Source organism: Flagellimonas aequoris (genome assembly GCF_003584165.1).
GTDB classification, from domain to species: Bacteria; Bacteroidota; Bacteroidia; order Flavobacteriales; family Flavobacteriaceae; genus Flagellimonas; species Flagellimonas aequoris.
Genome location: NZ_QXFJ01000030.1, coordinates 620,558 through 633,048 on the forward strand (window position 1 = coordinate 620,558; position 12,491 = coordinate 633,048).

Sequence of the window (12,491 nt, forward strand, 5' to 3'; positions counted from 1 at the left end):
GAGAATCAAAAAATATTGATGGAACGTAAGAGTCAAAAAAAGAATTTCGCTCAATATTAATAGTTAACAAATGATTGCAAATCTTAAGGAATTCATCAAGAATAAAGAAACGGACAAAATCCTGAACTTGATCAAAGAAACCCCCGAGGTTTTGGGTCAACAGGATGAAAGCGGGACATCAGGACTGCTGATGATTGCTTATAGTGGTATGCCAGATGTTTTTGAAACGGCAAAAACCCTCAAGAAAACATTTGCGTTTCATGAAGCCATTGTCTGTGGGAAAGTGGAACGGGTTAAAGAATTGCTCCATAATACCCCAAGCTTTATAAACCAATATTCCAACGATGGTTTTACACCGGTCTCCTTGGCTGCCTTTTTTGATCAAATAGAAATTGCCAAATGGTTGCTTGAACAAGGTGCGGACCCAAATCTTCATGCGACCAATCCTTCCAAGGTAAATGCGTTACATGCCGCTGTGGCCAAGGAAAATGTTGAGTTGTGTCAATTGCTGATTGCAAAAGGTGCAGACATCAATGCCCCGCAAATGCAAAATGTTACGGCCTTGCACTCTGCGGCGCATCGGGGGAATTTGGAACTCGTAAAATTATTGGTGCAACAGGGTGCCGATATCGACCTGAAAATGGATAATGGCGATACGGCCCTTAGCATTGTGAAACGGGATGGGCATAAGGAAGTTGCCGCCTATCTGGAAGAAAGGTAGCCAGGAATCAGCCTTGATGCCCGTTTTTGGCCTCGATCCATTTGGCCATGTATTTGGTACTGTTCAAGGTTTGGTGCTGCAATAGCCTCCCTATAAAGTTTTGCTCCCGATGTGCATCCAAATTTTCACCTATTTTCACTATTGATCGAGCTAGACGATCATGAAGTTTTTCCTTATCAAAATATGTGTGGAGTAAGTTGATTCCATTGTGCTGAGCTTGTTCCCAAAGTTTCCTTTGCTGATAGAGCTCCACGACTGCATGGGCAAAAGTGTCCCATTCATCTGAAATGGCGCCGTTCCAAGGCAAATCCCCATGCATTCCTTCTGCACCAATAGATGTGGTAACACTGGGGGTTCCATTTTTCATGGCTTCCAGTAATTTTCCTTTGATACCGGCACCAAACTGTATGGGGGCTAATAAAACTCTGGAGTTCTGCAAGGCTTCATCAAGGTTTTCCACCCAATCTTTAATATGGAACCCTTGTTTCGGTGCATGCATTTCCTGTATCATTTGAGGCAAGTAAGCCCCATAGATATGGATTTCGGCATTGGGTAACTGGTTTCGGATGAGGGGCCAGATTTCTTTTTTCAAGATTTTGATAGCGTCTACATTTGGGGCATGTTTACCATTGCCCACTGTGATAAAATGCTGTCTTTCATCAAAACTGGGCCATTCTTTTATGTTTTTGGCCGTTGGTACTTCCAGCATCAGTGGTAAATGTAACAGCAAGCCTTGGGGTACTTGAAGTTGCTCCTGCAAAATTCCCATCTCAAAAGTGGAAACCATCAACGATACATCGCAACGATAGATACTGGCAACTTCCCTCAAGGTCAAAGGATGGGTTTTCCATTGCCCTATATTGAATTCCACTTCATCTTTTATTGCCTCTTCCCTAGCCTTTCGCAAGGAATGCAAATCCTCTGTGTTCAATATCCGAATGGCTTGAGGGGCAAATTCGACCACCCGCCAACCAAATTGTTCTTCCACCATAAAACGGTCAAAAAGAACCAAATCCGGATTCAAATTTTCAATAAAAGCATCGAAACTGGGATGATTGAGTTGAATGAATTCCTCCTTTACTCCTATCTCAGAAAGGCTCTTGCTATACTCAGTTTTGCTTGCAGTGCAAGCGAAGGATACTTGGTAACCAAAGCTCAAAAAAGCTTCCAACAGTTGGAGCATTCTCCCTCCGGCGGCTGTGGTGTTGGGTTCTGGCCACACATGGCCGATCACTAAAAGCTTTTTGGTCATATTCAAGTCAACTTAGGGGAATCAAGACTCAGGAAACAAAATCCAACCATTAACAATCAACAGTGAACAATCCCGTGATCTAATAATCCAACCAGCCAGCAATTCAAATTACATCCGCATGGCAAATTTCTTGGAAATACTGGAGCGCAGCTTACGTTCGTAATCCTCTTCCAACCACTCTTTGTAGTTTTTGGTGTTGTTCATGATGCAATAGGAATATTGCTTAACCCTATAGGCAATCTCTTCTTTGAGTTCCTTGGCCAAGATCCGGGCATCAAACACATCCTCACTGTTTTCCACACAAATCTGGGCATGTTGTTCTATGCTAAGTTCCAAGACCAGCTTGGATTTTTTTCCTTCGGCGAATATCTTTTTGTACTCTTCCTTGACATCAAAGGTAATGTTGTCCGATTTGCTGAACTTGGCTTTGAGTTCTTCGGGCATTTCATACACAAAGTCTCGTTCAATTTCCTCATCATTTTTGATGTTCTCCAAATAAAAATCTGGGAAATGGAAAATCTCCTGCCAATCCACGGCAGCATCCCAAGGGCCAAAACGGGCAAGGTTGTTTCCCATATCGATGACGTTGAATTCATCTTTTCCGGGAATGATCCTAGAGCCCCGGCCGATCATTTGAAAATATAGGGTAAGCGATCTGGTCGCTCGATTCAGGATAATGGATTTTACAGAAGGTTCGTCAAAACCAGTGGTCAGGATACTTACCGAGGTAAGAATAGCGTCGGGTGTCTCGGCGAACCAATCCAAGATATCCCTTCGTTCGGTGGCCGTGTTCTTATTGTCCAAGTGCCGGATATTGTACCCGGCCTTTTTGAAGGTTTCATACACGTACAAAGACGTATTGATACCATTGTTGAAGATCAACGTTTTGGTTCCCCTCGCAATTTCCTCATAAGCGGACAATAGTTTGCCCAACATGCTGTGGTTGCCATAAAACTCATCCGAAGATTTTACCGTGTAGTCCCCATGGATTCCCAATTTTAGGGTCTTGAGGCTAACATCATAGTTATACAGGTTGGCCTTGGCCAAAAACTGTTTATCTATCAACGATTTTATGGACTCCCCAATGATCAGGTGCTTATAATGATCCTTCATGGGAAGTTTAATGTTGGAACTCAATGGCGTGGCCGTTACTCCCAGGATAGTGGCGTGTTCAAAATATTTGAACAACTTACGGAACGAGTTGTAATGGGCCTCATCGATAATGACCAGCCCTATGTTCTTTATGCTTACCTTTTCTTCCTGCAATCGGTTGTTCAAGGTTTCCACCATGGCCACAAAACACATATAGTCATCTTGGTCGTACAGTTCTTTCACCTCACTGTTGATGACTTTGTTGGGCACCCCGAATCCGTGAAGCATATCCGAGGTCTGTTTGCTCAGCTCTATGCGGTGCGTCAGGACCATAACCTTTTTCCCTGTCTGGTTGATGAACCTACGGGTAATCTCGGAAAACACGACGGTTTTTCCCCCTCCTGTCGGCAATTGGTACAAGATATTGGTACCCTGTGGTAGGTCGTCCAAATGCTTAAAGATCTTTCTAAGATCTTCTTGCTGGTAATCGTATAGGGTTTTCTTGTGATTTTTTCTGTTTACCTCCAAAAGAAAATGGTTATGGGTTTCAAATTAAAAAACCCTACAAAATTAGGAGTTTTTTGGGCTTGTGGGAAGAGGTGCGCATGGTTTTCTATCAAGATACTATCAACAATTGGAGTTTAACAGAATTTTTTATGGATTATGCATTTTGACTCATAACATTTTGATAAGAATAACATTTTCCACTTGGAATTCTACCCGTAAAAACGTATAATGAAAGCTTGTAACACCATGAAACCATTTATCGAATGAGGCAGTTAAAAATCATCAAGCAGGTCACCAATCGCGAATCCAAATCCCTTGACAAGTATCTTCAGGACATCAGTAAAATTGATTTGATCACGGCTCAGGAGGAAGTGGAACTCGCGCAAAAGATCAGGGCCGGTGACCAAGCTGCTTTGGAAAAGCTCACTAATGCCAACCTTAGGTTTGTGGTCTCGGTGGCCAAGCAGTACCAGAACCAAGGGCTTAAACTGCCCGATTTGATCAATGAGGGCAATGTAGGTCTGGTAAAAGCGGCCAAACGTTTTGATGAGACCAGGGGATTCAAGTTCATCTCCTATGCGGTGTGGTGGATCAGGCAATCCATTCTTCAAGCATTGGCGGAACAATCAAGGGTTGTTCGTCTACCCTTGAACAAAATAGGGTCCATCAACAAAATAAAAAAGACCTTTTCCTATTTGGAACAAGCGCATGAGCGGCCACCATCCCCAGAGGAAATCGCCAAAGAATTGGACATGACGGTCACCGAGGTTAAACAATCGCTTCGGAACACGGGAAGACATGTTTCCATGGATGCACCTTTAAAAGAAGGAGAAACCTCTAATTTATATGACGTGCTCAGAGCTGGGGACTCCCCAAAACCCGATAAAGGACTGATGCACCAATCCCTCTACACGGAAATCAACCGGGCCTTGGATACTTTGTCCCCAAGGGAAGCCGATGTGGTAAGACTGTATTATGGTATCGGCAACCAGCCCTCCATGACCTTGGAAGAGATTGGAAGCACTTTTGACCTTACGCGGGAACGTGTACGGCAGATCAGGGAGAAGGCCATCAGAAAGTTGCGCCATACCTCAAAAAGCAAGATCCTGAAATCCTATTTGGGATAAATACTGAAAATGGAAAAGGGGATGTTTTTACATCCCCTTTTCCATGATATTCACTTAAACACTAATTATGGGTGACTCAACAGGTTGATATCAAAATCTGTAAGCATTTCGTTCAAATCTTGAATAAAGTTTAAGTACGCTGTGTTTTCTTGGTTAAAATTTTTCATCGAAACAAAATTTGGGGTTTTGGTCAACTATAGGTAATCAAGTTCGGCAAGTTCATTCAAGCTTAGGATTTCGTTCAGTTCCTGTAGAAATGCCAAATATTCTTCTCCGTAGGTGTCGTATAACATTGTAATTTCGGGGTTTTGTTGTTTGGGTATTTCCTATAACGTGAATCTATTCGAAAGATTATGTCAATACAATTTTTTGTGGTGAAATTCTTACCATAAGTTGTGAAATGAGCATGTCAATCAGTATCCAAAATATCCAAGGCCACCTCAAAGTCCAGATCAGGATCTTTCTTGCTCGGTCTTATGTTGAATTCATCATAAATGAAACATAGTTTCATCGGCAACCTACTCCTTTCGCTTGGCGTTATTACTCCAAGTTTGTTTTGCAAGGCTGTTTTGATCTCGAACGCCTTGTTGCTGATTTTAGGGTTCTCGTGTGTCTCCAATTCCGCCAAGAAAGGAATCTCTTTCTTGTCCCCTACCTCCAACATTTGGTCCAACAGCATCAATCTGCATTCCAAGTCCTTGGCATGTTGAAACAAAGGATAAAATATGCTCTGTAGGTATGCTGGTAGTTCGGCGTTTGTCACGGTATTGGTTTTTTACATCGTTCTGAAAAGTTCCATTTCAAAATCCACCTGCTCTTGCACCACAGGGTATTCGGTCACAAATTGTTCGTAAAGAAAGGCCAGGTGTTTGGCATCGTTATCGGTTTTGCTCAACAGGGCCATCTGCTGTACGGTTTCCAGCAGATCAAAGGTTTTCATCATCTTAAGGTTGGGGCCTATTTTTTGGCAGGCCAATTCTAAGGCAGTGAAATCCTCGTTCATCAGGTGTACTTTGGCACTTCCAATGAATTCCAGTACATTTTGCTTGAACATCCGTACCATTTCCTCCAAGAGTTCCATGCGACCCATACAGTCCTCAAGGACCGGTTTCAGGTTGATCTTGTGTTCAGAATAGCCTGATACAAGGCTTTTCTCAATATATTGAAAGTTCGTAGGCATAGTTTCGGAGGTATGTTTTTTTGGATGGATCAGTTCTTGGATCGCTATTCTCAACGTATCCGTCAGATCCTGTTGTTTTTTGTTCAGAGGGGTATTCTCCAAAGCATCCAACAATTGTAAAAGATGATTATTGGGTTTTGTGGCATCGGATTTTTTTCCAGTGGGTTCCAAGATGCCCACTCTTTTGTAGATGTTCTCCAGTTGCTTCAGTTCCGATACACCAAATACTTTGTCTTCGAGTCCGTGCTTGAAGACCTCGAACGATTTTTTAAGTTCCCCTGCCTCTACAACGCCCAGTTCCTCATAAGAGAAGGAACTTAGTCCTATTTCCAGTTTTTCAAGATAGTTGAGTAATTCCCGTGTTCCCAATTTTAGTATGCAATAATTGTTAATTCACTAAAAATGTCCAATAAAAAGAGGGATTACAATTTATTGTTCCGTAGGATTCGGTTTTTGTTGTCAAATTGCTTTATTTGTATGTATAAAAACCGACCAATGAAACATATTTACCTCATCTGTAGCATTCTCCTATTTATTTCTTGCGGAGAAAAAGAACCCAAAAAGACCGAAACTTTGGAAGAATTGGCACACAGGATCCATGATTCTGTCATCACTATTGATACCCATGACGACATCAACGTGACCAATTTTACCGACAGTATCAACTACACCCAAAACTTGGATACACAAGTAAACCTGCCCAAAATGAAAGAAGGCGGTTTGGATGTCGCCTGGTTTATTGTGTATACCGGACAGGATACCCTCACTACCGAGGGTTATGCCAAGGCGTCGGAAAATGCCATGGCCAAATTTGATGCCATCCATAGACTTTGCGAGGAGATTGCGCCCGATCAGATCGGGTTGGCCCTTACCTCGGATGATGTAAGGAAAATAGCCGCATCAGGAAGAAAAGTTGCTATGATCGGTGTGGAAAACGCCTATCCCATCGGCGAGGATCTCTCCAAAATAGAGGAATACCAAAAAATGGGTGCCCGTTACATGTCCTTGGCCCATAATGGACACAGCCAGTTCAGTGACTCCAATACAGGGGAAAGGGACAGTGTTTGGCTGTACCATGGTCTAAGTGATTTGGGCAAACAGGCCATTGCAGAATTGAACCGTGTGGGGATCATGATCGATATTTCCCACCCATCAAGGGAAGCCATGGTACAAATGATAGAGCTTTCCAAAGCTCCCATCATCGCATCACACTCCTCGGCAAGAGCATTGTGTGATCATAGTCGTAACTTGGATGATGAGCAACTGTTGATGATGATGAAGAATGGTGGTGTGGTACAGGCCGTTGCCTTGGGTTCCTATGTAAACGCGGAAAAAAGCGAGGCCCGTTCCGAATATCTTAATGGAATCAATAAAAAGGTGGCCGATTCTTTGGGTATTGAATGGTACGAAAGGTCCCAATTCAGAAGTTTGACCCCTGAACAACGTGAAACCTTTTTTGAAAACTATCAAAAAGTTATGGGCATTGCCGAAGAGCTTGCCAAAAAAGACCCCAATGCCCCACCAGCGGTGAATGTTTCCGATTTCGTGGATCACATAGACCATATGGTGAAAATAATGGGAATAGACCATGTAGGCATCAGCTCCGATTTTGATGGAGGTGGTGGCATTGAAGGCTGGTCGGATGCTTCCGAAACCTTTAACGTAACCTTGGAACTGGTAAAACGTGGCTATACCGAAGAAGAAATCGCCAAAATTTGGGGAGGCAATCTTCTAAGGGTATTGGATGAAGTCCAGGCTATTGCCAAAACGTTGAACTAGGCGTTTTCCTCCTTTTCCTTTTTGGCCAAACGGTCCTTAACGTACTCAATTTTTGTTTTACCGTGGGCCTTGGGATTGCCCTTATCATCAAGGTTGACCATGATGATATTGTCCACGGTAACAATACTTTCGTGGGTCATCTTATTTCTTACCTCACAATTGAGGGAAATGGAGGTGACCCCGAATTTGATGACATCTATACCAATTTCGATGATATCGCCTTCAATGGCGGTGCTCATAAAATTGATTTCGGACATATATTTTGTAACAACTTTCTTGTTCTCCAACTGAATGATGCTGTACAGGACAGCCTCCTCATCGATCCAGGCAAGGACCTTTCCGCCAAACAGTGTTCCATTGGCGTTCAAATCTTCTGGTTTTACCCATTTTCGTGTATGAAATCGCATATTGAAACTTTTTAAAATACAGGGCAAAGTTACTTCAATACCCAGTAGATTGTTTCACTACTACCCTACTAATTTTGTGTAATTATCAATTTCAAACAATTCATTACCAAGCACTACGGACTCTGTAATTTTGAAGTAGAAGGATTTTTAAATCCATGAAAATTTGGGCTTTAATCGAAAAGACCCTTCTGTGGTCCGTTCAAAGTTGCCGGAATGTGAAGATCGGAACCCAAGGCAGGGTTCAATTGCTTGATCAAATGGGCGGACAACAAAGGTGATTCCAGTTCAAGATTCTGGTGCACAAAAAAATGGATGTTTCCTAATCCCTGTGTTGTCCATGTAGACAATCGGTTTACCCAATCCTGCAGTCGCGGATAATCGGATGGGTGGTTGGCACCCACATATCGGACAAAAGCCTCGTTATTGGTCAACCGCATGTGCATAAGGTCCCTTCTGCCTGCCGTATCCACCAGTACATTGGCGATTTGATTTTCTTCCAGCAAATGATACAGCTCTTGGGCAACGGTTTCATCATTGAACCAATCCGTATGGCGAAATTCCATGGCCAAGGGAAACTCCTTGGGCCAATATTCCACAAACCGCACCACCCTATCCCAATTTTTAGGGTCAAAGTTGTTGTGCATCTGCAAAAAGATGGTCCCCAATTTTTCTTTGAGGAGTGAGGTCACTTCCAAATAACGGTCGACTACGGGATATACCTGTTCGTTCAATCGACGAAGGTGGCTCACCTCGTTTGTCATTTTTGGGAAAAACTTAAAACCTTCCGGGGTTTTGTCGTACCATTTTTCATAGGTATCCGAAGGAAAGATGCGATAAAATGTGGCATTGAGTTCTATGCAATTGAACTGGGATGAGTAGTATTGCAATTCATCCTTTGTTAAACTTGTTGTTGGTAAAGTCCATTTAGGGAGTCCTACCCTGACATCCAGCGGACTATTGTTTGAAGCTTTTATCAATAATGGATGTGTATCGGGGTGGTCTGGTGGTAGTGTGAAGTCAATAAGTTCTGGTCTATCAACCTTTCCGAATTTCATAATGTTGAATTATACACTTAAAATAAAACAAATATTCCGTAATCAAAGATTTACCATTGGTCGTAGTTTGTTCCAATAATAATAAGTGCGGTACGTTAAATGAAATATTAAATTGCCCCAAACAAAATGATGGGGACTGAAAAAATTAGGATCATGAATTTGGCAAAAAGAATACCGTTGACGGACGTACAAAAAATTGAGATTGACAATGAAGCCCATAAAAGGGTCAACTTTTTCTTGAAACACCCAGAGGTTCAAGTTTTGATCAAAGACCATACGGACGACCAGATTATAGAGACAATTGGATGCACAAAGGAATACCTTCTAACTTGGAGGGAATGGGCTGAACCAATTTATAGTTTCTCTGGGGAAAAACCTGAAATTGTAGGTTGGTTGATTCCTGATTTCAAAAAAATTGTCACAGACCTTAGACTTGAAAAAAGAACATTGATTTTTAACCAATCGACTTAAAATTGAACACTAGCTGGCCACGTCGATGTTCCAGAACAATTTTGAAGAGTGTCCGCAAGAACTCCTGTTATCCAATCAATCTCATAATAAACGGTATGTGTCATTATACCATTAAATGATCCATTTCCATCTAGTTCACCAGTAAATCTATAGGTATATGAACTAAAAGTATTATAATTCTCATAAGTGTTGGATATAGTATAAGTCAAATTGAATTGTAATGAATTACCGTTTTTTGTGTAACCTGATTCAGTAGTAGTGAAATTTGGATTATTCATGATGACTTTTCCGTCTTCGGTAAAAAGCCAATACCTGTAACATGAATTAGTGCGATATCCATTATCTATCACATAGTACTCAGAATTACCCACACATGAAACTCTATCTGGATTGGCATAGTCCAGAGGACAATATTCTGGGGTTCCCGACAGAATATCTGCATTAGCCGTACCATCCCCACTAAGCGATATGACCAAATTCTGCACTGCATCGGTGATTATAGGAATGGTTTCATTATAAGTGATATCCTCAGTAGGGTAGAAAGTAATTACTACCTGCTCAGTAGCTTCTGGCTGAATTGTAAAGTTAGACCGATCCACTTCAAATACATTTGTATCACCTATCTCTGTGATGATTACAGGTTCGGTTGAACGGTTAGTAATGGATAAGACCTTTGTTGTGGTCGTATTGACCTCTACTTGTCCAAAATCATAACTGTCGCCTTCAATGAAAAGATCTAGCACGGAACCTATTCCAGTTCCAATTAACTCTATGTTGGTATTCTCCTGTGTAGATTCATTATTCAAAACAATGGAAGTGTCATAAATCTTGGAGGATACGGGATTAAAGGTAAAGTCCAAAGTAACATCTCCCATGGATGGAATGGATAAATCACTCCAAGAATAGGAGAAACCTTCCGCTGGAGTTTCAGAGGCATATAAATCAACTGAATAATCAGAAACATTACTAATCGTTAAGCTCTTTGATTCTGCAGTATTCAAAACCGTATTCCCAAAAACTAACTCACTTTCAAATTCAAGAGGGTTGATAACTTCTCCAGAGACAGGAAACTGAAAGGTGCCCTCAGTTGGCAGACTTGTTTCAATACTCAAGTTGCCAGTAAGCTGTTCAGCTAAAACAGTGGGATTATAACGCACTTCAACTTCAATAGATTCACCTGATTTTATTTCCAAATTCGAGAGGTTTGGAGATACCGAGAAAGATTGATTGGGGAAGTTGATGTTCGTAATAGAAATATCTTCAGTACTTCTGTTCTGTAAAGTCAAAATGCTTTGTACCCCAATGCCCAATGGTATTTTCCCGTAAGAAAGTTCACCAGTAACTCTAAATGGCTTGCACTTTTGAAAGACCCCATTGATTTTATCGGTACAGAACTCAATTTCTGATTCATTTAATACCCAGTCTTTTACCAAAACCCCAGTATCAAAAGCTCCGACAGCTATATTAAGTCTGTTAAAAAATGTAAGCAATTTTTGAACATTCAGGCTTTTAATAGAGATTAACTCACCAGCACAGTTCTTTAAAACGTTAATCGTTCCTTCAGAATTCACTCTTAAAACATCAATTAATCCCGTGACTAATTCTGAGGTTGATGCGCTAGATAAAACTTCTCCCGAAATATTAATAACATAACCTCCAAGAGCTTGATAACAATCGTCTTCCTCGGATATTAGTTCCCCAATTCCAGATATTGTCCCGAGGATATTTAAGGTTAGTTTAGCTACATTCCTGCTTTTTACAGCCTCTCCCGCAGAAGACCCTTGAAAACTAAGACCATTACCAGCATTTATTTCATAAAATCCGTCATCTAAATTAGATTCAGAAACTTTTGGAAGTTCTACCGCTTCATTTCCTGTTGCCGCTGAATAAAGTAATCCTGAAGCGATTGTAAATAGTCGTTTGTCGACCCCATCTAAGGTTTTTGTGCTACCATTATTAATTTTGACTCCATAGGCCATTGAACTACTATTCACAACTGTAATTGTACTGTTCTCTGCAGAAAGGGATAATGGGTCAATCTGCTCATCATACTTTGATTCTTTCTTACTTTCTAAATCAGCAAAAAGCTTTTCAACCAATACATTTAGACTTCCAATCACGGAGGTATTTTGCAATAGATTTGCATCACTTTTCAATGAATTTTCTATAGCATTTTCTAAAGCGGCGAATTCAGGCATCGTTTTTATCAGAGTAATTAATTCTGCCTTCGCAATAGGTGTTAAATCTGCGACCCAAGGTTGTAGCATTAAAAGGGAAACAGCGGTGGTATTAGCGTTTAACTCAGTATTGGTAGTGTTAGAAGAATCAAAATAATTGAGAAGTACGATATTCCCAGAGCTATCCTCGGCAAATGACAACTCGTAAACATTACCTTCCAAAACCTCAATCTTAGATTCACCATTCACAACAATTTGTCCATCATCAAACAAAGAGGAGACCAATAAATCCTCCTCAGATACAGCTGAGCTTTCAGGAAGAGTTACATTTAGAGTAACCTCAATTAGTCCTTGAGGTATAATATTATCGTTGTTACCGCCAGAATTATCGCCGTCTGTATTATCAGGATTCTGTTGAGTGGGATTATCAGGCTCAGTTGATGATTTATTGTCTTTGCTACAACTAAATGTGATGATTAAAAGAAGAAAAATAAAAATGGCTCTACCCATCGTTTGAAGAATTTGGTTGGTTTTTATTATTTCATTCCACACTTATCGTGTGATTGAGATGGGGGAGAGCTCTTGAAAATAACAAAAATCTTATCAAATACCAATACCTTGGAAAGAGCTGCAAGGATTACTTTTCTCAATTTTAGCCTTGGAAGCCTTTAAGAGCTTATCTTAGCGTGTATTTTTGGTCATTTAATATCGCCCTCTTATGTG

11 protein-coding genes are annotated in these 12,491 nt (G+C 41.1%); 4 read left to right on the forward strand and 7 right to left on the reverse strand.

Annotation, left to right across the window (positions count from 1 at the left end; all coding sequences use genetic code 11):
* Nucleotides 1-70 precede the first annotated feature (70 nt).
* Nucleotides 71-721 (forward strand): ankyrin repeat domain-containing protein, encoded by a 651-nt coding sequence (locus D2U88_RS16345; RefSeq protein WP_119641591.1) that lies wholly within the window; start codon nucleotides 71-73, stop codon nucleotides 719-721.
* 7 nt (nucleotides 722-728) lie between these two features.
* Here the strand turns inward: D2U88_RS16345 and D2U88_RS16350 are convergent, their stop codons facing one another.
* On the reverse strand, nucleotides 729-1,973 hold the full coding sequence (locus D2U88_RS16350) for a glycosyltransferase (RefSeq protein WP_119641865.1): 1,245 nt from the start codon (nucleotides 1,971-1,973) through the stop codon (nucleotides 729-731).
* A gap of 108 nt (nucleotides 1,974-2,081) precedes the next feature.
* Nucleotides 2,082-3,593 (reverse strand): DEAD/DEAH box helicase, encoded by a 1,512-nt coding sequence (locus tag D2U88_RS16355; RefSeq protein WP_119641592.1) that lies wholly within the window; start codon nucleotides 3,591-3,593, stop codon nucleotides 2,082-2,084.
* Nucleotides 3,594-3,835: 242 nt separating this feature from the next.
* On the opposite strand from D2U88_RS16355, the gene D2U88_RS16360 reads away from it, so the two are divergent.
* The gene (locus D2U88_RS16360) at nucleotides 3,836-4,699 is read left to right on the forward strand and encodes a sigma-70 family RNA polymerase sigma factor (RefSeq protein WP_119641593.1); all 864 of its coding nucleotides are present in this window, start codon (nucleotides 3,836-3,838) and stop codon (nucleotides 4,697-4,699) included.
* A 409-nt stretch (nucleotides 4,700-5,108) separates the two neighbouring features.
* Here D2U88_RS16360 and D2U88_RS16365 read toward each other — a convergent pair whose 3' ends face one another.
* Together D2U88_RS16365 and D2U88_RS16370 are read right to left on the reverse strand one after the other, a co-directional pair.
* Nucleotides 5,109-5,462, reverse strand: a complete 354-nt coding sequence (locus tag D2U88_RS16365) for a hypothetical protein (protein WP_119641594.1) — start codon at nucleotides 5,460-5,462, stop codon at nucleotides 5,109-5,111.
* A gap of 12 nt (nucleotides 5,463-5,474) precedes the next feature.
* Nucleotides 5,475-6,248 carry a hypothetical protein gene (locus D2U88_RS16370; protein WP_119641595.1) on the reverse strand — a complete coding sequence of 258 codons (774 nt, stop codon included), beginning with the start codon at nucleotides 6,246-6,248 and terminating at the stop codon, nucleotides 5,475-5,477.
* Between the two features lie 126 nt (nucleotides 6,249-6,374).
* Between D2U88_RS16370 and D2U88_RS16375 the strand changes: the two genes are divergently transcribed.
* Complete coding sequence (locus D2U88_RS16375; RefSeq protein WP_119641866.1) at nucleotides 6,375-7,658, forward strand: dipeptidase; 1,284 nt, start codon at nucleotides 6,375-6,377, stop codon at nucleotides 7,656-7,658.
* Here the strand turns inward: D2U88_RS16375 and D2U88_RS16380 are convergent.
* Both D2U88_RS16380 and D2U88_RS16385 read right to left on the reverse strand, forming a co-directional pair.
* Nucleotides 7,655-8,065 (reverse strand): acyl-CoA thioesterase, encoded by a 411-nt coding sequence (locus D2U88_RS16380; RefSeq protein ID WP_119641596.1) that lies wholly within the window; start codon nucleotides 8,063-8,065, stop codon nucleotides 7,655-7,657. The two genes, D2U88_RS16375 and D2U88_RS16380, sit on opposite strands and share 4 nt — an antisense overlap.
* 170 nt (nucleotides 8,066-8,235) lie before the next feature.
* Nucleotides 8,236-9,120, reverse strand: a complete 885-nt coding sequence (locus D2U88_RS16385; protein ID WP_119641597.1) for a DUF72 domain-containing protein — start codon at nucleotides 9,118-9,120, stop codon at nucleotides 8,236-8,238.
* A 153-nt stretch (nucleotides 9,121-9,273) separates the two neighbouring features.
* Between D2U88_RS16385 and D2U88_RS16390 the strand changes: the two genes are divergently transcribed.
* On the forward strand, nucleotides 9,274-9,591 hold the full coding sequence (locus tag D2U88_RS16390) for a hypothetical protein (protein ID WP_147378603.1): 318 nt from the start codon (nucleotides 9,274-9,276) through the stop codon (nucleotides 9,589-9,591).
* On the opposite strand, the gene D2U88_RS16395 is transcribed toward D2U88_RS16390, so the two are convergent.
* Entirely contained in the window at nucleotides 9,588-12,278 is a 2,691-nt protein-coding gene (locus tag D2U88_RS16395) for an Ig-like domain-containing protein (RefSeq protein ID WP_147378604.1), read from the reverse strand. The genes D2U88_RS16390 and D2U88_RS16395 overlap by 4 nt on opposite strands.
* Nucleotides 12,279-12,491: the final 213 nt, after the last annotated feature.